Source organism: Streptomyces sp. NPDC006430 (assembly GCF_040612395.1).
Classification (GTDB): Bacteria; Actinomycetota; Actinomycetes; order Streptomycetales; family Streptomycetaceae; genus Streptomyces.
On the sequence record NZ_JBEXQA010000010.1, the window covers coordinates 14,016 to 35,120 of the forward strand.

Genomic DNA, 21,105 nt, shown 5'->3' on the forward strand with positions numbered 1-21,105 from the left:
CCCGGTCGTCCCCGTGTCGGGCTCCCGGCGCCTACCCGTCAGAGCGCGGCCAGCTCCGCGGCGACGGCGGACGCCTCCTCGGGCGAGCCCGTGCGCTCGATGCGGATCGCGTCGCAGCCGACCCAGTCGGCCGCCTCGCGCAGTGCCTCGGCCATGGGGCGGGCCGCGCCGAGGGTGGTCAGGGACAGCTGCCGGGCCACCAGGGTGCTCCCCTCGCGGGCCGGGTCGACGCGGCCCTGGAGCCGGCCGCCCGCCAACAGCGGCATCGCGAAGTACCCGTGTATCCGCTGGGGCTTGGGGACGTACGCCTCCAGCCGGTGCGTGAAGCCGAAGATCCGCTCCGTGCGCGGCCGGTCCCACACCAGGGAGTCGAAGGGGGAGAGCAGGGTGGTGCGGTGGCGCCCGCGCGGGACCGTCGCCAGCGCGGCCGGGTCGGCCCAGGCCGGCTTCCCCCAGCCTTCGACCTCGACCGGGACCAGGCCGGAGTCGGCGATCACCGCGTCTACCTGCGCGCCCGCCAGGCGGTGGTAGTCCGCGATGTCGGCACGGGTGCCCACGCCCAGGCTCTGGCCGGCCAGCGCCACCAGGCGGCGCAGGCACTCGCGGTCGTCGAGGTCGTCGTGGAGCAGCGCGTCCGGGACGGCCCGCTCCGGGAGGTCGTAGACCCGCTTCCAGCCGCGGCGTTCGGCGCAGACCACCTCGCCGGTGTCCAGCAGCCATTCCACCGCGATCTTGGTCTCGGACCACTCGAACCACTCGCCGCCGTTCTTGGCGCCGCCCAGCTCGGTCGAGGTCAGCGGGCCGTCGGCCTTGAGCCGGTCCAGTACCGCCCGCGTCGAGCGCTCCTTGTCCTGGAGGACGTGCCACCGGTGGCCGCGGGCCCGGCGGGCCCGGCGCCGGAACGCGAAGTGCGGCCATTCCTCGATGGGCAGGATGCAGGCGGCGTGCGACCAGTACTCGAAGGCGTGCCGGTCCGACCAGTACGCCGACTCGACGGCCGTGCGGCCCACCGCGCCCAGGCGTGCGTACGGGACGAGTTCGTGCGAGCGGGCCAGTACGGAGATCGTGTCCAGCTGGACGGCGCCCAGGTGGCGCAGGACGCCCCGTACCCCACCGCGTCGGTCGGGCGCCCCCAGGAAGCCCTGCGCACGCAGGGCGATCCGACGGGCTTCGTCGGCGGACAGGGAAGCGGCGGCTGCGGTGGTCATGGGCCGCAGCCTAGGCGGCGCCACTGACAGCGGGCAGGTACGGCAGCGAGGGGGTCAGGCCGAGGTCCGAGGGCAGTAGGGAGCCCACCCAGGAGTCGCGGGCGGTGCCGGCCCGGTGCACGGCCGCCCGCAGGACGCCCTCGAAGCGGAAGCCGGTCTTCTCCGCGACGGCCCGGGAGCCCGCGTTGCCGACCTCGGCCCGCCATTCGAGGCGGACGGCGCCCACCTCCGTGAAGGCCCAGCGGGAGACGGCGGCGACGGCCTCGACCATGTAGCCGTTGCCCCGGTGCTCCTTGGCGGCCCAGTAGCCGATCTCGTACATGCCGGGGCCGCGCACGTGCACGCCGACGGCCGCGACGAGCGGGCCGTCCTGCCCGAGGCGGACCGCGAAGCTGTACGCCGTGTCCTCGCGCCAGCCGTCCGGGACGCTCTCGCTGACGAAGCCGTGCGCGTGCTCGCGTTCGTAGGGCGAGGGGACCATGGTCCAGCGCTGGATGTCGGGATCTTGTACGGCCGCGTACACCTCTTCCTCGTCCGACGGGACGAAGGGGCGCAGGTACAGCCGGGCCGTGTGCAGTGTCGTGGGCTCCATAGACGGATTCTGCGGTGCCGGGGCGCGCCGGGCGAACAGTTTTGGGGGAAGAGTGTCCGGGACACCGGCACCTTCCAGGCCCCTCGTACGTTCTCATTCCGGGCGCCCGTGCCCTGCGGGATGCGGCGGACCTCCCGACGCGACCACGTCCTCGCTTACGATGGCCGTTGCGGTGGGGCCCACCCTCCGTGCCCGTGTACGAACCAGTGCCAGGCCCGACCGGCAAGGAGACAAACCTCGGTGTCCGTCTTCAACAAGCTCATGCGTGCAGGCGAAGGCAAGATCCTGCGCAAACTGCACCGCATCGCGGACCAGGTCAACTCCATCGAAGAGGACTTCGTCAACCTCTCCGACGCCGAGTTGCGTGCGCTCACGGACGAGTACAAGCAGCGCTACCAGGACGGCGAGAGCCTGGACGACCTGCTGCCCGAGGCGTTCGCGACCGTCCGCGAGGCCGCCAAGCGGGTCCTCGGTCAGCGGCACTACGACGTTCAGATCATGGGCGGCGCGGCGCTGCACCTCGGCTACGTCGCCGAGATGAAGACCGGTGAGGGCAAGACCCTCGTCGGCACGCTGCCCGCCTACCTGAACGCGCTGTCCGGCAAGGGCGTCCACCTGATCACGGTGAACGACTACCTCGCCGAGCGCGACTCCGAGCTGATGGGCCGGGTGCACAAGTTCCTCGGCCTGGAGGTCGGCTGCATCCTGGCGAACATGTCTCCGGCCCAGCGCCGCGAGCAGTACAACTGCGACATCACGTACGGAACGAACAACGAGTTCGGCTTCGACTACCTGCGCGACAACATGGCGTGGTCGAAGGACGAGCTGGTCCAGCGCGGCCACAACTTCGCCGTGGTCGACGAGGTCGACTCGATCCTGGTCGACGAGGCCCGTACCCCGTTGATCATCTCGGGTCCCGCCGACCAGGCCACCAAGTGGTACGCCGACTTCGCCAAGCTGGTCACCCGTCTGACCAAGGGTGAGGCCGGCCAGCCCCTCAAGGGCATCGAGGAGACCGGCGACTACGAGGTCGACGAGAAGAAGCGCACGGTCGGCATCCACGAGGCCGGTGTCGCCAAGGTCGAGGACTGGCTCGGCATCGAGAACCTCTACGAGTCGGTGAACACCCCGCTCGTCGGCTACCTGAACAACGCCATCAAGGCGAAGGAACTGTTCAAGAAGGACAAGGACTACGTCGTCATCGACGGCGAAGTCATGATCGTCGACGAGCACACCGGCCGCATCCTCGCCGGCCGCCGCTACAACGAGGGCATGCACCAGGCGATCGAGGCGAAGGAAGGGGTGGACATCAAGGACGAGAACCAGACCCTCGCCACGATCACCCTGCAGAACTTCTTCCGCCTCTACAGCAAGCTGTCCGGCATGACCGGTACGGCCATGACCGAGGCCGCCGAGTTCCACCAGATCTACAAGCTCGGTGTGGTCCCGATCCCGACCAACCGGGCGATGGTCCGCAAGGACCAGCCGGACCTGATCTACCGGACCGAGGTCGCGAAGTTCGCCGCCGTCGTCGACGACATCGCGGAGAAGCACGAGAAGGGTCAGCCGATCCTCGTCGGCACCACCTCGGTCGAGAAGTCCGAGTACCTCTCGCAGCAGCTCTCCAAGCGGGGCGTCCCGCACGAGGTGCTCAACGCCAAGCAGCACGAGCGCGAGGCTTCGATCGTCGCCCAGGCCGGCCGCCGCGGCGCCGTCACGGTCGCCACGAACATGGCCGGCCGCGGTACCGACATCAAGCTCGGCGGAAACCCGGACGACCTCGCCGAGGCGGAGCTGCGCCAGCAGGGCCTGGACCCGGAAGAGCACATCGAGGAGTGGGCGCACGCCCTGCCCGCCGCGCTCAAGCGCGCGGAGGCGGCCGTGAAGGCCGAGTTCGAAGAGGTCAAGGCGCTCGGCGGGCTGTACGTGCTGGGCACCGAGCGGCACGAGTCGCGCCGCATCGACAACCAGCTGCGCGGCCGTTCCGGCCGTCAGGGCGACCCGGGCGAGTCCCGCTTCTACCTGTCGCTGGGCGACGACCTGATGCGGCTGTTCAAGGCGCAGATGGTCGAGCGCGTCATGTCGATGGCGAACGTGCCCGACGACGTGCCGATCGAGAACAAGATGGTGACGCGCGCGATCGCGTCGGCCCAGTCGCAGGTCGAGACCCAGAACTTCGAGACGCGTAAGAACGTCCTGAAGTACGACGAGGTCCTCAACAGCCAGCGCGAGGTCATCTACGGCGAGCGCCGCCGCGTCCTGGAGGGCGAGGACCTGCACGAGCAGGTGCGCTTCTTCATGGACGACACGATCGACGCGTACATCGCGGCCGAGACCGTCGAGGGCTTCGCCGAGGAATGGGACCTGGACCGGCTGTGGGGCGCCTTCAAGCAGCTCTACCCGATCAAGGTCACCGTCGCGGAACTGGAGGACGCGGCGGGCGACCGTGCGGGCATCACCGCCGAGTTCATCGCGGAGTCCGTCAAGGACGACATCCACGAGCAGTACGAGGAGCGCGAGAAGGCGCTCGGCGCCGACATCATGCGCGAGCTGGAGCGGCGCGTCGTCCTCTCGGTCCTGGACCGCAAGTGGCGTGAGCACCTGTACGAGATGGACTACCTGCAGGAGGGCATCGGCCTGCGGGCGATGGCCCAGAAGGACCCGCTGGTCGAGTACCAGCGCGAGGGCTTCGACATGTTCAACGCCATGATGGAGGGCATCAAGGAGGAGTCCGTCGGCTACCTGTTCAACCTGGAGGTCCAGGTCGAGCAGCAGGTCGAGGAGCTTCCGGTGCAGGCCGCCGAGCCGGTGGTGGCGGCGGCGCGTCCGGAGATCCGGGCCAAGGGCCTGGACGCCCCGCAGCGGCCGGACCGGCTGCACTTCTCCGCGCCGACGGTGGACGGCGAGGGCGGGGTCATCGAGGGCGACTTCGACGCCGACGAAGCGGGCGACGGCATGACGCGGGCGGAGCGCCGCAAGGCGCAGAAGGCCGCGGGCGGCCGTCGCCGCAAGAAGTAGCCCAGCTGCCCCCAAGGGCACCCCGCCGGGGCCGGACACCGCAGGTGGTGTCCGGCCCCGGCGTCGTGGTGCGGGCTCGGACCACGACACCGACCACCGTGCCCCGGCTGCCGGCGCGGCCTGATGCGCGGCCCGGTGCGTGGCCCGGTAGGCGTACCGGTGGGGCGTCCGCCCGGCGCCGGCGGTCACGGGCGCGGGCCCCGGATCTCGACGGCCGCGCAGCGCCAGCGCAGGTCCGGGCCCTGCTCCAGGCGGAACGCCATGGCCGAGATGCGCTCGCCCGTCGCGATGCGGGCGAAGGCCTCGATGACCCCCGGCCCCGGATGGGAGCGCCCGCAGTGCCGCAGTACGGGCCGCAGGCGTTCGCGTAGGGGTCCCGTGGGGGCCAGGGTGACCAGTTGCTCGTACGCCGGGCCGACCGTGAGGCCCAGTAGTGAGTGGACCGGCCGCTGGCCGCTGACCACGGCCAGCAGTCGCTCCGCGAACCAGTCGTGCGGACCCCGCGGGGTGTGGGGGCGGCGCTGGTCGTGGCGGCCGGGGGGCCGGGTGGTGTTCCTGGTCCTGCTCATGGCGGTCGTCCCCCGAGAAGTCCGGGCCCGGAGCGGTACCGGGCGGTAACTTGGTAGTGGATCTTCTACGGCCCGTGACCACCCTCTGCAACGGCGCCTGCGGCACCGCCGTGGCCGGGGGCCCGTTCACCTATCCGGATGGGTCCCCTACGGTGCCGGGCCGCTCTCCGGCGGCTCCGAGGGCCCGTGGTGGACGGGCCGTGAGCGGCGCCCGGCAGCCCGAAGGGGGACCGCAGCCGTCACCGACCGGAGTCCGGTGCCCCCTGCCGAGCAGGTTCATGGGGTGCGGGAGGGGGCCGGGAACGGCCCGTTCCGTCCGTCGGAGCCCGGTCGCGCCACGGGCAGTCGTATCCTGAGGGCGTTCCCGACTACCGAAAGCGGCCGGCCATGCGCGTGTACGTCCCCCTGACCCTCCCCGGTCTCGCCGAGGCGCACCAGGCGGGTGAGCTGGGTCCCGCCCCGCTGCGTGCGTACGCCGTCACGCCCGGCCTGCGGGAGTGGTACGTCTCGGACGACATCGAGGAGCTGGAGTACGCCGCCCTCGGTCGGGCCGCCGCGGCCTCCCTGCGGATGCTGGCCGAGGACGAGGCCGCCCCGCGCAAGCGCGTCGTGGTCGCCGTCGACGTGGACGACAAGGCCGCCGTCGCGAGGCCCGGGCTGGAGGAGGCCACGCTCGGCCAGGTGACCCTCGTCGGGGCCGTACGCCTCTCCGTGGCCGCCGCCGTGCACGTCGACGCCGACGAGGCCCTGAGCGACGTGACGGCCGCCGCGGGCGCCCTGGAGGCCGCCGACCGCGGGGACGACGACGCGCAGTTCATCGTGGATGGCGCCGAGGACCACGAGCTGCTGTGGTTCGGCGTCCAGGAGATCCCGGGGCTGCTGAAGTGAGCGCTCCCGTCCCCCCTGCCGCTCCCGTCCCACCCGTCCACCTGGTCTGGGATTGGAACGGGACCCTCCTGCACGACATCGACGCCGTGATCACCGCGACGAACGCCTCCTTCGCGGAGTTCGGCTTCGCTCCGATCACGCTGGAGCGCTACCGCGAGCTGTACGTCGTACCGGTCCCGAAGTTCTACGAGCGGCTGATGGGCCGGCTGCCCACCGAAGCCGAGTGGGTCGTCATGGACGAGACCTTCCACCGGCACTACTGGGCCGCCGCCGAAGCGGCCGGTCTGGCCGAGGGCGCCCGGGAGTTGCTGCGCGACTGGCAGGCGGACGGGCTCACGCAGTCGTTGCTCTCCCTCGCGCCCCACGAGAAGCTCGTCCCGCTCGTACGGGAACACGGGATCCACCGGCACTTCGTGCGCGTGGACGGGCGGGTCGGCCCCTCGCACACCCCCAAGGCGGGACATCTCGTACGTCACATGGCGGCCCTGGCGGAGACCGGTGTGAGTGCCCACCGTACGGTGCTGATCGGGGATGCCGTGGACGATGCCGTCGCAGCGTCCCACGTGGGTGCCCGGGCCGTCCTCTACACGGGTGGTTCGCACAGCCGCAGCAGTCTCGAATCGGCCGGTGTTCCAGTGGTGGACTCGCTGGCCGAAGCCGTCCGCACTGCTCGCGAGCTGGCCGGATAACTACTGGCATCGGGCGGGCCGCGTCACTGCGCACATCGTCAAACTTCCCGACCTGCTTTTGTACAGATCTGGTGCGTGACTTAGAGGGGGTCCGGCGAGATAGCCTGGTACCCGTGATCAGCGCGATAGTCATCGGGGGCATTGACGCCTCCGGCCAGCGCCCGGCGCACGACCGTGCCCGGGCCTTCGCTGATCTCCGCTGCCGGGACCTGATGCCGATCATGGCCAAATCCTTCCCGGGCGGCTCTCACGACGACATGGCGTCGATCCCGAACGGACACCCCGCCTCGCGGCGCTACGTCATTCCTTCCTTCACCTACGTCACGCAATGGCGCGCGACAGGAGCCAGAGGACATGCAGACCAAGCTGGACGAAGCAAAGGCCGAGCTGCTCGCGCGGGCGGCCCGGGTAGCTGAGCACAGCCCGGCCGGGGGGCTACTTCCGACTGGGTCCGAGCAGGGGGAGCGGCCCGACCGGGACACGATGCTCTCGTACCTCCAGCGCTACTACCTGCACACCGCCCCCGAGGACCTTTTGGACCGGGACCCGGTCGACGTGTTCGGGGCGGCGCTCTCGCACTACCGGCTCGCCGAGAACCGGCCGCAGGGCACCGCGAACGTGCGCGTGCAGACCCCCACGGTCGAGGAGAACGGCTGGACCTCCAGCCACTCGGTCGTGGAGGTGGTCACCGACGACATGCCGTTCCTCGTGGACTCCGTCACGAACGAGCTGTCCCGCCAGAGCCGCGGCATCCACGTCGTGATCCACCCGCAGGTCGTCGTCCGCCGTGACGTCACCGGCAAGCTGATCGAGATCCTCGGCCCCGACTGCGACGCCCACGGTCCCAAGACCGCGCGCCCCCACGACTCCCTCGTCGAGTCCTGGATCCACGTCGAGATCGACCGCGAGACCGACCGCGCCGACCTCAAGCAGATCACCGACGACCTGCGCCGCGTCCTGTCCGACGTCCGCGAGTCCGTCGAGGACTGGGAGAAGATGCGCGACGCCGCGCTGCGCATCGCCGACGACCTCCCGAACGAGCCGACCGCGCCCGATCTGCGCGAGTACGAGCTCGAAGAGGCCCGGGAGCTGCTGCGCTGGCTCTCCGATGACCACTTCACCTTCCTCGGCTACCGCGAGTACGACCTCGTCGACGGTGACGCGCTGTCCGCCGTGCCCGGCACCGGCCTCGGCATCCTGCGCTCCGACCCGCACCACAGCGGCCAGGACGACCACCCCGTCTCGCCGTCCTTCAACCGGCTGCCGGCCGACGCCCGCGCCAAGGCCCGCGAACACCGCCTGCTGGTGCTGACCAAGGCCAACAGCCGCGCCACCGTGCACCGCCCCTCGTACCTCGACTACGTGGGCGTGAAGAAGTTCGACGCCGAGGGCAACGTCGTCGGCGAGCGCCGCTTCCTGGGCCTGTTCTCCTCCGCCGCGTACACCGAGTCGGTGCGCCGCGTCCCGGTCATCCGCCGCAAGGTCGCCGAGGTCCTGGAGGGCGCCGGCTTCTCGCCGAACAGCCACGACGGCCGCGACCTGATGCAGATCCTGGAGACCTACCCGCGCGACGAGCTGTTCCAGACCCCGGTCGACAAGCTCCGCGAGATCGCCACCTCCGTCCTCTACCTTCAAGAGCGCCGCCGGCTGCGGCTGTACCTGCGCCAGGACGAGTACGGGCGCTACTACTCCGCGCTCGTCTACCTGCCGCGCGACCGCTACACCACCGGCGTCCGGCTGCGCCTGATCTCGATCCTCCAGGAGGAGCTCGACGGCACGAGCGTCGACTTCACCGCCTGGAACACCGAGTCGATCCTCGCCCGCATCCACTTCGTCGTCCGCGTCCCGCAGGGCACCGAGCTGCCCGTCCTGACCGACGCCGACGTCGAGCGCATCGAGGGCCGGCTCGTCGAGGCCGCCCGCTCCTGGTCCGACGGCTTCGGCGAGGCCCTGGTCGCCGAGCTGGGCGAGGAGCGCGCCGCCGAGCTGCTGCGCAAGTACGGCACTTCCTTCTCCGAGGGCTACAAGGCCGACCACTCGCCGCGCGCGGCCGTGGCCGACCTGTGCCACCTGGAGCGACTGTCCGCCAGCGACCGCGAGTTCGCGCTCTCGCTGTACGAGCCGGTCGGCGCGGGCCCGGGCGAGCGCCGCTTCAAGATCTACCGCACCGGTGAGCAGGTCTCGCTGTCCGCGGTCCTGCCCGTGCTCCAGCGCCTGGGCGTGGAGGTCACCGACGAGCGTCCGTACGAGCTGCGCCGCACCGACCGTACGAACGCGTGGATCTACGACTTCGGTCTGCGGATGCCGCTGCCCTCCGGCGGCGGGGACAACTACCTCGGCGACGACGCCCGCGAGCGCTTCCAGGACGCCTTCGCCGCGGTCTGGCAGGGCGACGCCGAGAACGACAACTTCAACACCCTGGTGCTGAGCGCCGGGCTCACCTGGCGCCAGGCCGTGGTGCTGCGCGCGTACGCGAAGTACCTGCGCCAGGCCGGCGTGAACTTCAGCCAGGACTACATGGAGGACACCCTCCGCAACAACGTCCACACCACCCGGCTGCTGGTCTCGCTCTTCGAGGCCCGGATGTCGCCCGGCCGCCAGTCCGCGGGCACCGAGCTCATCGACGCCATGCTGGAGGAGCTGGCCGGAGCCCTGGACCAGGTCGCCTCGCTGGACGAGGACCGGATCCTGCGATCCTTCCTCAACCTCATCACGGCCACCCTGCGCACCAACTTCTTCCAGCTCAACGAAGCCGGCGAGCAGCACTCCTACGTGTCGATGAAGTTCGACCCGCAGGCCATCCCGGAGCTCCCGGCGCCGCGCCCGGCCTACGAGATCTGGGTCTACTCCCCGCGCGTCGAGGGCGTCCACCTGCGCTTCGGCAAGGTCGCCCGAGGCGGCCTGCGCTGGTCCGACCGCCGTGAGGACTTCCGTACGGAGATCCTCGGCCTGGTCAAGGCGCAGATGGTCAAGAACACCGTCATCGTGCCGGTCGGCGCCAAGGGCGGCTTCGTCGCCAAGAACCTGCCGGACCCGGCGGTGGACCGCGACGCCTGGCTCGCCGAGGGCATCGCCTCGTACAAGATCTTCATCTCGGCGCTGCTCGACATCACCGACAACTTGGTCGGCGGTGTGGTCGTGCCGCCGAACGGTGTGGTCCGCCACGACGAGGACGACACGTACCTCGTCGTCGCCGCCGACAAGGGCACCGCCACCTTCTCCGACATCGCCAACGGCGTCGCCGAGGCGTACGGCTTCTGGCTGGGCGACGCCTTCGCGTCGGGCGGTTCGGCCGGCTACGACCACAAGGGCATGGGCATCACCGCCCGAGGTGCCTGGGAGTCCGTCAAGCGGCACTTCCGCGAGCTCGGCCACGACACCCAGTCCGAGGACTTCACTGTCGTCGGCGTCGGTGACATGTCCGGTGACGTCTTCGGCAACGGCATGCTGCTCTCCGAGCACATCCGCCTGGTCGCCGCCTTCGACCACCGGCACATCTTCATCGACCCGACCCCGGACGCGGCGACCTCGTACGCCGAGCGCCGGCGCCTGTTCGAGCTGCCGCGCTCCTCGTGGGCCGACTACGACACCTCGCTGCTCTCGGCGGGCGGCGGCATCCACCCGCGCACGGCGAAGGCCATCCCGGTCAACGCCCATATGCGTGCGGCCCTCGGCATCGAGCCGGGCGTCACCAAGATGACCCCGGCCGAACTGATGCAGGCCGTCCTGCAGTCCCCCGTGGACCTGCTGTGGAACGGCGGCATCGGTACCTACGTCAAGGCGTCGTCCGAGACGCACACGGACGTCGGCGACAAGGCCAACGACGCCATCCGCGTCAACGGCGCGGACGTCCGGGCCAAGGTCATCGGCGAGGGCGGCAACCTGGGCCTGACCCAGCTCGGTCGCATCGAGTTCGCCCGGATCGGCGCCGGCGGCGAGGGCGGCAAGGTCAACACCGACGCCATCGACAACAGCGCGGGCGTGGACACCTCCGACCACGAGGTGAACATCAAGATCCTGCTCAACGCGGTGGTCGCGGACGGCGACATGACCGTCAAGCAGCGCAACAAGCTGCTGGCGGAGATGACCGACGAGGTCGGCCGCCTGGTGCTGCGCAACAACTACGCGCAGAACGTGGCCCTGGCCAACGGCACTGCCCAGGCGCCCAGCCTGCTCCACGCCCAGCAGCGGTTCCTGCGCCGCCTGGAGCGCGAGGGGCTCCTCAACCGCGAGCTGGAGTTCCTGCCCACCGACCGGCAGATCCGCGAACTGCTGGGCAGCGGCCGGGGCATGACCCAGCCGGAGCTGGCCGTCCTGTTCGCCTACACCAAGATCACGGTGGCGGACGAGCTCATCGCCACCGAGCTGCCGGACGACCCGTACCTGCGCCGCCTGCTGCACGCGTACTTCCCGGCCGCCCTGCGCGCGAAGTTCCCGGAGCAGATCGACGCCCACGCCCTGCGCCGCGAGATCATCACGACGCTGCTGGTCAACGACACCGTCAACACCGGTGGTTCGACCTTCCTGCACCGCCTGCGAGAGGAGACCGGGGCCTCCACGGAGGAGATCGTCCGGGCGCAACTCGCGGCCCGCGAGATCTTCGGCCTGGCCGAGGTCTGGGACGCGGTCGAGTCGCTGGACAACGACGTCGCGGCCGACGTCCAGACCCGGGTGCGCCTGCACTCGCGGCGTCTGGTCGAGCGCGGCACCCGCTGGCTGCTGAACAACCGGCCGCAGCCGCTGGAGATCACCGGGACCATCGAGCTCTTCGCCGACCGGGTCAGCCAGGTCTGGGCCGAGCTGCCCAAGCTGGTGCGCGGAGCCGACCTCGACTGGTACCAGTCGATCATGGACGAGCTGACCGGCGAGGGCGTTCCGGACGAGCTGGCGGCGAAGGTCGCCGGGTTCTCCTCGGCCTTCCCGACGCTCGACATCGTGGCGATTTCGGATCGCACCGGCGTCGACCCGCTCGGTGTCGCCGAGGTGTACTACGACCTCGCCGACCGCTTGGACATCACCCAGCTGATGGACCGGATCATCGAGCTGCCGCGGGCCGACCGCTGGCAGTCCATGGCCCGCGCCTCCATCCGCGAGGACCTGTTCGCCGCGCACGCCGCCCTGACCGCCGACGTGCTGTCGGTGGGCAACGGCGACTCGACTCCCGAGGAGCGCTTCAAGGCGTGGGAGGAGAAGAACGCGGCGATCATCAGCCGGGCCCGGACGACCCTGGACGAGATCCGGGGCTCGGACGACTTCGACCTGGCGAACCTGTCCGTCGCGATGCGGACGATGCGGTCGCTGCTGCGGTCGCACGGCTGATCGCGGCGCTCCGCCGGAACGGGTGAACGGGCGGCCCCGGGACTTCACGTCCCGGGGCCGCCCGTTGCCGTACGCGCGCCGGACCGCCCGCCCCGGGCGGTCCGCGGCCTCACCGGCCCGAGGCGTGGGCCTCGTACGCGTCGCAGACCTCGGCGGAGGGGCCGTCCATGCGCAACACGCCCGCCTCCAGCCAGAGGGCCCGGTCGCAGGTCTCGCGGACCGTGCCGATGCCGTGGCTGACGAGGAACACCGTGCCGGCGCGCTCGCGGAGCTCCTCGATACGGGCCTGGCTGCGGCGTTGGAAGGCGGCGTCGCCGGTGGCGAGGGCCTCGTCGATCATCAGTACGTCGTGGTCCTTGGCTGCGGCGATGGAGAAGCGCAGACGGGCGCCCATGCCCGAGGAGTACGTGCGCATGGGGAGGGAGATGAAGTCGTCCTTCTCGTTGATGCCGGAGAAGTCGACGATGTCCTGGTAGCGCTCGCGGACCTGCTGCTTGGACATGCCCATCGCCAGACCGCCGAGGACGACGTTGCGTTCACCGGTGAGGTCGTTCATCAGGGCGGCGTTCACGCCGAGGAGCGAGGGCTGGCCGTGCGAGTAGATCGTGCCGCGGGCCACGGGTTGGAGGCCGGCGATCGCGGCCAGCAGGGTGGACTTGCCCGAGCCGTTGGAGCCGATGAGGCCGATGGCCTCGCCCTTGTACGCGACGAAGCTGACGCCCTTGACGGCGTGCACCTCGCGCAGGCCGGGGGCGGGCTTGCGGGAGAAGATCCGGCTGAGGGCGGCGGTGGCGCCGCCCTTGCGCCCGCCGGAGCCGTGCACCTTGTAGACGACGTGGACCTCGTCCGCGATGACCGTGGGGACGCGGGTGTCGGGGGCCGTCGTGGCCGGCGCGCGGTGGAGCGCGGGGTCGGGTGCGGGCGCGGGTGCGGTGGTGGTTTCGGTGTCAGCCACGGCCGTACTCCTCCTCGGCCTTCCAGAAGTAGATGAATCCGCCGACGCCGGCGAACAGGGCCCAGCCGGTGGCGAGGGCCCAGACGTGGGGCGGGAGCGCGTGCGGGTCGAAGCTGGCGATCAGTGCGTAGCGCATCAGGTCGATGTAGACGGCCGCCGGGTTGGTCTTGAGCACGACCGTGACCCAGTGCGCGAGGTGGTCCTTCTTGAGCATCTGGTCGATGGACCACATGACTCCGGAGGAGTACATCCAGGTGCGCAGGACGAACGGCATCAGCTGGCTGACGTCCGGGCTCTTGCTGCCGATGCGGGCCATGACCATGGCGACACCGGCGCAGAAGAGTGCGGTCAGGAGCAGGGTGGGGGCGGCCAGCAGCCATCGCGGGGTCGGGGTCTGGCCGCAGGCGAGCAGGAGGACGACGAGCGCGCCCATGGTGACCAGCAGCTGTTGGAAGAGCTGGACCACGGTGGACAGGGGCAGGCTGGCGCGGGGGAAGTGCAGGGCGCGGACGAGGCCGAGGTTGCCGTGGACGGCGCGCGTGGACGCGTTGATGGAGCTGCCGATGAAGTCCCAGACGAAGACGCCGGTGATCAGGAAGGGGACGTATTCCGCGACGTCATGGCTGGCGCTCAGGACGATGCCGAAGATGAAGTAGTAGACGGCGGCGTTGAGCAGGGGTGTCGCCAGGTGCCAGACCTGGCCGAGTTTGGCCGTGCTGTACGTGGCGTGCATCCGGGCGGTGGCGTAGGCGGTCACGAAGTGCCGGCGGCCCCAGAGTTGGCGCACGTAGCTCGGGAGCGGGGGGCGGGCGCCGCTGACGGTCAGGCCGTGGGCTGCCGCCAGCTCTGCGGGGGTGAGGGTCACGGTGGTCACTTTCGAGCGATGGGACGGGTCCGTATCGTCGCTACGGCGAGGTTATGGCGTGGCACGTCGGAACGCAACCGTTCCGTCGTGACGGGCCCGGCTATGCTCTGTGCATGACCACTGACCCTGCCGCTGCCACCCCGGCGCCTGCCCCCGCCCCTGCTCGTCGTGCTCCGGCGGGTGCCGCCGTCCTGCGCGAGGACGTGACCGAGGCGATCCGGGCCGCGGTACTGGAGGAACTGGCCGCGGTCGGGTTCTCGCGGATGTCGATCGAGGGGATCGCCCGGCGCGCCGGGGTCGGGAAGACGGCGGTCTACCGGCGGTGGAAGTCGAAGCTGCACCTGGTCCTGGACCTGGTGGGGGCCTTCGCGGTGGACGGCTTGCCGGTGCCGGCGACGGGCTCCCTGTACGGCGACGTACGGGCCCTGCTCGAAGTGCTGTCGCACGTGCTGCGCCACCCGGTGGCGTCGGCGGTGATCCCCGACCTGCTGGTGGAGGCGGCGCGCAACCCCGAGATCGCGGACGCCGTGCGCGGCGCCCTGCTGGAGGGCGAGCGGCGGATGGCCGAGGGGATCGTCTCGGAAGCGGTCGCGCGCGGCGAGCTGGCGGAGGGGACGGACCCGGGGAAGGCGCTGGACCTGGCGATCGGGCCGCTGTACTGGCGGCAGGTGGTGGTACGCGAGGACGTGCCGGCCGGCTACCTCGACGAGCTGGCCCGGTCGGTGGTCGCGGGGCTGGCTGCCACGTCGTCCTGAGCCGGGCCGCGCACCACCGGCCCCCGGCCCCGCCGCCGTGCGGCGCACCGCGGGGCGGCTACGGCCAGAGGTCGCGGGTCGTCAGCGGGGCCAGGGTGGGCGCCGGAGCGGAGGACGGGGCCGCCGGCGCGGGCCGCCGGTCCGGCAGCGCGACGATCGGCGGGACCAGGTCCGGCTGCCCCAGGAAGACGCGGCGCACGACCCGCTCGGCCGCTCGGCCGTCGTCGTACGAGCAGAAACGGGACCGGAACCGCGCCCGCAGCTGCGCCGAGCGCGAGCCCTGCCAGTGTCCGGTCGCGAAGATGTCCACCAACTCGTCCTCGGTCCGGGCGATCGCGCCCGGCGGGCACGAACGCAGGTCGAAGTACGTGCCGCGGGCGGCCTCGTACGCCTCCCAGTCGTCCGCGTGGATGACGATCGGCCGGTCCAGCGCCGCGTAGTCGAACATCAGGGACGAGTAGTCCGTCACCAACACGTCCGACGCCAGGCAGAGTTCCTCCACCGAGGGGTACGCGGAGACGTCGATCAGCCGGGGGTGGCGAACCGGCTGGCCGGGCACGTCCGCGTACGTCAGGTGCGTACGCACCAGGAGCGTGAAGCGGGGGCCCAGACCCTGCAGCACCCGCTCGAAGTCCAGGTGTTCGGGACGGCTGCGCCGGTAGTCGCGGTGGGTCGGCGCGTACAGGATCGCCGTCGAGCCCGCCGGAATGCCGAGGCGCTCGCGCAGCCCCACGACATCGTCCGGGGTGGCCCGGTGGAAGACGTCGTTGCGCGGGTAGCCGTACTCCAGCGTGGTGTACGAGGAGGGGATCGCCTTCTCCCACACCAGGGTGGAGTGGCGGTTCGCGGACAGCAGGTAGTCCCACTGGTCCGCACCGCGCAGCAGACCGGTGAAATCCGTCGTGGGGGTGGCCGCCGGGCGGTCCTGGAGGTCCAGGCCCACCCGCTTGAGCGGGGTGCCGTGCTGGGTCTGGAGCAGGACCTGGCCCCGGCGCTTGACCAGCGCGCGGTCGAAGTTGACGTTCGTGGTGAAGTACGTGGCCCTGGCGAGCGCCGTCCAGTACGCCGCGGAACCGGGCCGGAGCATGACCGTTCCCGGGGGCAGGGTCGCAGCGTGCTGCGGATCGCAGATCCACGCCGTCCGCATCCGGGGCGCGAGTTCGCGCAACTTGGCCTCGATCGCCGCCGGGTTGCAGGCGTAACCACCGTGCCAGTAAGCGGAGAAGACCGCCAGCTCCGGGCGCAGCGGCAGGAGCCGCTGGAGGCGGTAGTGCAGGCGCAGCGCCGTCTCGTGCAGGCCCCCACCCAGGGCCGCCGCCGTGCGTCCCGCCGCCAGCGCGGCCGTGCGGAGCACCGACAGCGCCCGGTACGTGCGCCGCACCCCGAGCCGCATCAGGGCGTGCCGGATCCGGTCGGTGCGCGACAGCGACAGCGGCGGCGTCAGGGGCGGCGTCAGGGGCGGGGTCAGGGGCGGTGACAGAGGCGGCGAGCCGACGGTCCGGTAACGGCGCAGGAGCGAGGAGGCCCGGTGGAAGAACTCGGCCCGGCTCGCGCGCGGGAGGCGGCGCGGGTCGGCGTACAGGGCGCAGAAGTGCTCGGCCATCCGCCGGTGCACGGTGGGACGCCAGCACTCCAGCTCGGGGCGGCTGGCGAGGTACCCGAAGACCCGGTCGTACTGGTCGAAGACGTCCAGGTGGCGGGGGCTGGTGGTGGTCAGGATCGATCCGGTGCGCCGTTGCCGGTGGTGCACGCACACCCGGTCCAGGACGGCGATGGACTCGGCGGCCAGCAGGGCCGGGTAGGTCCACGGAGTGTCCTCGTAGAAGCCGGGCGGGAACTCCAGTCCCTCGCGCTCCACGTACTCGCGGCGGTACGCCTTGTTCCAGACCACCAGCGCCATGCCGAGCAGGGCCGGGCGGTCCGTGAGCCGGAAGCTGGTCGGGCCCTCCTCGGACAGTCGGTGCGAGAGGCGGTCGCGCACGAGCTCCCCGGTCCAGAAGGTGCGCGCGTGGTCGTAGACGAGGACGTCCGGGGAATCGGTGTCCTTGAGCCGGTCGGTGATGGCCTGCAGTGCGCCCGGGGCGAGGGTGTCGCCCCCGTCGAGGAAGACGAGGTAGTCGCCGGTGGCCCGGGCCCGGCCCGCATTGCGGGCCGGGCCCGGACCGAGGTGGTGCGCCAGGTGCACGGCGGTCACCCGGGGGTCCCGTGCCGCGTACTCGTCGATGATCGAACCGCAGGCGTCCGGAGAGGCGTCGTCGACGGCGATCAGTTCCAGGTCCGGGTACGACTGGGACAGCACCGAGTCCAAACTCTCCTGGAGGTACGCCTGGACCTCGTAGGCGGGCACGATGACGCTGAACCGGGGCACGGCACATCCAGGGGTCGGCGCGGGCATATTGCTCCCCCGGCTACCGCTGGGTGGGGGTCCCCCCGGACGAAGTCCGGGGGAGTGCCCCCAGGAACCCCCGGCGTGGCGAACGGTTACGCGGTGCGTGGCAATCGGGTTACCCGGCGTCTACGCCGCACGGCAACGAGGGCGCGGCGGCCACTGCGGGTGGGCCGACTACTTGATCGCCCCCGCCATCACCCCCGAGACGAACTGCCGTTGGAAGGCGAAGAACACGACCAGCGGCACCACCATCGACAGGAACGCGCCGGGCGCGAGGACATCGATGTTGTTGCCGAACTGCCGTACCTGCTGCTGGAGGGCGACCGTGACCGGCGGGTGCGCCGAGTCAGCGAAGACCAGCGCGACCAGCATGTCGTTCCACACCCACAGGAACTGGAAGATGCCGAGGGAGGCGATCGCCGGGCCGCCCAGCGGCAGCACCACCCGGGCGAACAGGCGCAGTTCGCCCGCACCGTCGAGCCGGGCCGCCTCCAGCAGCTCGCGGGGGATCTCCGCGAAGAAGTTGCGCAGCAGGAAGACGGCGAACGGCAGCCCGAAAGCGGTGTGGAACAGCACCACTCCGGCTGTGGTCTCGAACAGCCCGATGGAACCGAAGAGTTCGGAAACCGGGATCAGCGCCACCTGTACGGGGACGACGAGCAGCCCGACGACGATCAGGAACAGCCAGTCCCGGCCCGGGAACTCCAGCCAGGCGAAGGCGTATCCGGCGAACGCGCCGAGGACGAGGACGAGGAGGGTCGCCGGGACGGCGATGGCGACCGTGTTGAGCAACGAGCCCGTGATCGTGTCGTTGGCGAGCAGCCGCTCGTAGTTGCCGGCCGTCAGTCGCGTCGGCGCGGTCAGGACCTGCCACCAGCCGCCCTGGTTCAGGTCGGTGGGGGAGAGGAACGAGGAGATCAACAGCCCGAGCGTGGGCACCAGCCAGAACAGTGCGGCCAGTACCAGGAAGACGCGCAGGGCCCCGGCCGCCGCGGCGGCTGCGAGCCGGCCCGCACGGGCATCGCTACGGGTCCCGGTGTCGGCGCGCGGGTCGGTGCCGGCCCGTGCGCCCGGGCGGGTCTGGGCGGAGGCGCTCACCGGGACCCCTCCTTCCGCAGCCTGCGGATGTTGTAGAGCATGACCGGGACCACCAGCGCCAGCAGCAGCACCGCGATGGCGCTGCCCAGTCCCGGATCGGCATCCGTGCCGAAGGACGTGCGGTACAGCTGGAGGGCCAGCACGTTCGCGTCGTCCTGCACGGACCCCGGCGCGATCACGAAGACCAGGTCGAAGATCTTCATCACGTTGATGACCAGGGTCACCAGGACGACCGCCAGTACCGGTGCCAGCAGCGGGACGGTGACCCGGCGGAAGACCTGCCACTCGTTCGCCCCGTCCACCCGCGCCGCCTCCAGGAGCTCCCGCGGTACGGCGGCCAGCCCGGCCCCGATCAGCACCATTGCGAAACCGGCCCACATCCAGACGTACGCCCCGATGACCGCCGGGGTCACCAGCGACGGACCGAGCCACTCCACCCCTGCGTACGCCTCCCGGAAGTTCGACGCGGGCAGCCGCAGCAATGCCCCGTCCGCCTTCGCGGACAGCGTGAAGGTGCCGTCGGCGCGAGCCGTCGCCGTGTCGACCACCTTGCCGTCCTTGACCGCCTCGACGCGCATCCCGGCGAAGCCGGACTCGGTCGGGTCGACCGCGTTCGTACGGCCGCCCCCGCCCCGGGTGAAGTCCTGCCAGGCCGTCCCGGTGACCTTGCCGGGCTCGGCAGCCGCGGCCACGGCCGTACGGGTCCCCCCGGGCAGGGCCTCGGGCGCGACACCGACGAGCGGGAGCAGCACCGGGACGCCCGCCCGTACCGGAGCACGGGTCGTGAAGCCGCCCGCCGCGGCCCCCTCGGCCGGGACCAGCGGGGAGTCGCGACCGGGGCGGGCCTTGGGGAAGGCCGAGGACGGGGCGAAGGTGTCGTGCACCCCGACCCAGACCGCGTTGGCGACCCCCCGGTGGGGGTCGTGGTCGTACACGAGCCGGAAGATGATGCCCGCCGCCAGCATCGAGATCGCCATCGGCATGAACACGAGGAGCTTGAATGCCGTTCCCCAACGCACCCGTTCGGTGAGCACCGCGAAGATCAGGCCGAGGGCGGTGGCTGTGGTCGGTGCCAGCACCACCCACAGGGCCGTGTTCTTCAGAGCGGTGCGGATCGTGTCGTCCTGGAGGATCTCCCGGTAGTTGGCGCCGCCCACGAAGGCGTCGCCGGAGCGGTCGAAGAAGCTGCGGTACACCGAGTAGCCGATGGGGTGCACGACGAGGGCGCCGAGCAGCACCAGGGCGGGCAGGAGGAACGCCGCGGCGACGAGGCGGCGCCGCCGGGCCTCGGCGGAGCGCGCGGCCGTGCCGGGTGCGGTGGTGGCCGTGGTCGTGGTCGTGGCCGTCACGGGATCAGTTCCCGTAGGCCTTGGCCGCGTCCGCCTCCAGTCTGGCCTGAGTGCCCGCCACGTCCGAGGGGTTCGCCAGGAAGTCCTGGAGCGCCTTCCACTCACCGGCGCCCGGGGTCCCGCCGAAGGCCGCCGGGGCCTGGTCCGACATGTCGAAGCGGAAGTCGTCGCCCGCCGCGATCAGGGCCTTGGCGATGTTCCGCTGGATGTCGTTCGGGTAGGCCTTCGGGTCGACCGCCTTGTTCGGGGAGACGAACCCGCCCTCACGGGCCTGGATCTCCGCGGCCTCCGCCGAGGCCAGGAACGTCAAAAGCGCCTGCGCCCCCGTGGACGGCTTCAGCGCGACCGCGACGTCCCCGCCCGAGACCACCGGCGCTTTGTCGCCGACCGCCGGGAACGGGAAGACCAGGGCGTCCTTGCCGACCTTCGCCTCGGTCTGGGCGATGTTCACCGCCACGAAGTCACCCTCGTAGACCATGGCGGCGGCCGGCCGCTCGCCCCCGGTGAAGGTCTGCGTCACCGACTTCGGGAACTCGGTGGCCAGCGCCCCGCTGGCTCCGCCCGCCAGGAAGTCCTTGCGGCCGAACAGTTCGCCGAGGGTGGTCAACGCCTGCTTGACGCTGTCGTCCGTCCACTTGATCTGGTGCTTGGAGAGCTGGTCGTACTTCTGCGGGCCGGCCTGCGAGAGGTAGACGTTCTCGAACCAGTCCGTCAGCGTCCAGCCGTCCGCGCCGGCCACCGACACGGCCGGGGTACCGGAGGCGGAGAGGGTGTCGGCCGCGGCCAGTAGGGCCTTCCAGGTCGTGGGGGGCTGCACGCCCGCCGCCTCGAAGGCCTTGGCGTTGTACCAGATCAGCGACTTGTTGGCGGCCTTGTAGTAGACCCCGTACTGAGTGCCGTCGACCGCGCCGAGCGTCTTCCAACCGGCCGAGTAGTTCTTGTCGAGCTGGGCCTTGGCCTCCGGTCCGACCGGCTGCACCCACTTGTTCTGCACCGCCGATGCCAGGGCGCCGACCTGCGGCAACAGCGCCACGTCGGGCGGCTGGCCGCCCGCGATCTTCGTGCCGAGGAAGGTGACGATCGGGTCCTGGGCCGGGACGAAGGTGACCGTGGCACCCGTCCGCTTCTCGAACTCCTTGAGGACCTTGGTGAAGTTCGCCTGCTCCGGCCCCGTCCAGACCGCCGCGACCGACAGCTTCTCGCCGGTCAGCCGGGGTAATTCCACCCGCTGCCCGGACGTTGACGCCTCCCCGCCCCGCGGCGGGTCCTCCTTCTGGTCCCCGCCGCCGCCACATGCGCTCAGCGTGAGCGCACCCGTGGCCGCGAGGGCCGCCCAAACCTGCTTGCTTCTACGGTTCTTCGTACGGCTCGTTCCGTGCCTGCGCATGGCTCTGCCCCCGATGCCCGTGAT

At 71.1% G+C, this 21,105-nt stretch carries 14 protein-coding genes; 5 read left to right on the top strand and 9 right to left on the bottom strand.

All coding sequences use genetic code 11. The features are described 5' to 3' along the window. Positions 1–38: 38 nt before the first annotated feature. Complete coding sequence (locus ABZZ20_RS16865; RefSeq protein WP_356870155.1) at positions 39–1,208, bottom strand: crosslink repair DNA glycosylase YcaQ family protein; 1,170 nt, start codon at positions 1,206–1,208, stop codon at positions 39–41. 10 nt (positions 1,209–1,218) lie between these two features. Then, positions 1,219–1,800: a GNAT family N-acetyltransferase gene (locus tag ABZZ20_RS16870; RefSeq protein WP_356870156.1), complete on the bottom strand. Its 582-nt coding sequence runs from the start codon at positions 1,798–1,800 to the stop codon at positions 1,219–1,221. 240 nt (positions 1,801–2,040) lie between these two features. On the opposite strand from ABZZ20_RS16870, the gene secA reads away from it, so the two are divergent. Continuing rightward, a complete protein-coding gene (secA, locus tag ABZZ20_RS16875; RefSeq protein WP_356870157.1) occupies positions 2,041–4,818 on the top strand; it encodes a preprotein translocase subunit SecA in 2,778 nt (925 codons plus the stop codon). Between the two features lie 185 nt (positions 4,819–5,003). Here the strand turns inward: secA and ABZZ20_RS16880 are convergent, their stop codons facing one another. Next, complete coding sequence (locus ABZZ20_RS16880) at positions 5,004–5,387, bottom strand: Rv3235 family protein (RefSeq protein ID WP_356870158.1); 384 nt, start codon at positions 5,385–5,387, stop codon at positions 5,004–5,006. A 387-nt stretch (positions 5,388–5,774) separates the two neighbouring features. On the opposite strand from ABZZ20_RS16880, the gene ABZZ20_RS16885 reads away from it, so the two are divergent. The 3 genes from ABZZ20_RS16885 (at position 5,775) to ABZZ20_RS16895 (ending at position 12,283) form a co-directional block, all read left to right on the top strand. After that, complete coding sequence (locus ABZZ20_RS16885) at positions 5,775–6,275, top strand: hypothetical protein (protein WP_356870159.1); 501 nt, start codon at positions 5,775–5,777, stop codon at positions 6,273–6,275. Further along, on the top strand, positions 6,272–6,964 hold the full coding sequence (locus tag ABZZ20_RS16890; RefSeq protein WP_356870160.1) for an HAD family hydrolase: 693 nt from the start codon (positions 6,272–6,274) through the stop codon (positions 6,962–6,964). Before ABZZ20_RS16885 ends, ABZZ20_RS16890 begins: the two co-directional genes overlap by 4 nt. Positions 6,965–7,318: 354 nt before the next feature. After that, positions 7,319–12,283 (top strand): NAD-glutamate dehydrogenase, encoded by a 4,965-nt coding sequence (locus ABZZ20_RS16895; RefSeq protein WP_356870161.1) that lies wholly within the window; start codon positions 7,319–7,321, stop codon positions 12,281–12,283. 109 nt (positions 12,284–12,392) lie between these two features. Here ABZZ20_RS16895 and ABZZ20_RS16900 read toward each other — a convergent pair whose 3' ends face one another. Beyond that, positions 12,393–13,136, bottom strand: a complete 744-nt coding sequence (locus tag ABZZ20_RS16900; RefSeq protein ID WP_356870460.1) for an ABC transporter ATP-binding protein — start codon at positions 13,134–13,136, stop codon at positions 12,393–12,395. Positions 13,137–13,230: 94 nt separating this feature from the next. Beyond that, a complete protein-coding gene (locus ABZZ20_RS16905; RefSeq protein ID WP_356870162.1) occupies positions 13,231–14,103 on the bottom strand; it encodes an ABC transporter permease in 873 nt (290 codons plus the stop codon). A 113-nt stretch (positions 14,104–14,216) separates the two neighbouring features. On the opposite strand from ABZZ20_RS16905, the gene ABZZ20_RS16910 reads away from it, so the two are divergent. Continuing rightward, positions 14,217–14,858 carry a TetR/AcrR family transcriptional regulator gene (locus tag ABZZ20_RS16910; RefSeq protein ID WP_356870163.1) on the top strand — a complete coding sequence of 214 codons (642 nt, stop codon included), beginning with the start codon at positions 14,217–14,219 and terminating at the stop codon, positions 14,856–14,858. Positions 14,859–14,916: 58 nt separating this feature from the next. On the opposite strand, the gene ABZZ20_RS16915 is transcribed toward ABZZ20_RS16910, so the two are convergent. The 4 genes from ABZZ20_RS16915 to ABZZ20_RS16930 all read right to left on the bottom strand — a co-directional run bounded on the left by ABZZ20_RS16915 (position 14,917) and on the right by ABZZ20_RS16930 (position 21,081). Further along, positions 14,917–17,253, bottom strand: a complete 2,337-nt coding sequence (locus ABZZ20_RS16915; RefSeq protein WP_356870164.1) for a bifunctional glycosyltransferase family 2 protein/CDP-glycerol:glycerophosphate glycerophosphotransferase — start codon at positions 17,251–17,253, stop codon at positions 14,917–14,919. A gap of 168 nt (positions 17,254–17,421) precedes the next feature. After that, on the bottom strand, positions 17,422–18,225 hold the full coding sequence (locus ABZZ20_RS16920) for a carbohydrate ABC transporter permease (protein WP_356870462.1): 804 nt from the start codon (positions 18,223–18,225) through the stop codon (positions 17,422–17,424). A 116-nt stretch (positions 18,226–18,341) separates the two neighbouring features. Next, positions 18,342–19,595 (bottom strand): sugar ABC transporter permease, encoded by a 1,254-nt coding sequence (locus ABZZ20_RS16925; protein ID WP_356870464.1) that lies wholly within the window; start codon positions 19,593–19,595, stop codon positions 18,342–18,344. 103 nt (positions 19,596–19,698) lie between these two features. Then, positions 19,699–21,081 carry an ABC transporter substrate-binding protein gene (locus ABZZ20_RS16930; RefSeq protein ID WP_356870165.1) on the bottom strand — a complete coding sequence of 461 codons (1,383 nt, stop codon included), beginning with the start codon at positions 21,079–21,081 and terminating at the stop codon, positions 19,699–19,701. Positions 21,082–21,105: the final 24 nt, after the last annotated feature.

Bases quoted from the DNA above. Each gene is read 5' to 3' on its own strand.
- ABZZ20_RS16865 (WP_356870155.1), bottom strand. From the start codon at position 1,208: ATGACCACCGCAGCCGCCGCTTCCCTGTCCGCCGACGAAGCCCGTCGG.
- ABZZ20_RS16870 (WP_356870156.1), bottom strand. From the start codon at position 1,800: ATGGAGCCCACGACACTGCACACGGCCCGGCTGTACCTGCGCCCCTTC.
- ABZZ20_RS16880 (WP_356870158.1), bottom strand. From the start codon at position 5,387: ATGAGCAGGACCAGGAACACCACCCGGCCCCCCGGCCGCCACGACCAG.
- ABZZ20_RS16885 (WP_356870159.1), top strand. From the start codon at position 5,775: ATGCGCGTGTACGTCCCCCTGACCCTCCCCGGTCTCGCCGAGGCGCAC.
- ABZZ20_RS16895 (WP_356870161.1), top strand. From the start codon at position 7,319: ATGCAGACCAAGCTGGACGAAGCAAAGGCCGAGCTGCTCGCGCGGGCG.
- ABZZ20_RS16910 (WP_356870163.1), top strand. From the start codon at position 14,217: ATGACCACTGACCCTGCCGCTGCCACCCCGGCGCCTGCCCCCGCCCCT.
- ABZZ20_RS16915 (WP_356870164.1), bottom strand. From the start codon at position 17,253: ATGCCCGCGCCGACCCCTGGATGTGCCGTGCCCCGGTTCAGCGTCATC.
- ABZZ20_RS16930 (WP_356870165.1), bottom strand. From the start codon at position 21,081: ATGCGCAGGCACGGAACGAGCCGTACGAAGAACCGTAGAAGCAAGCAG.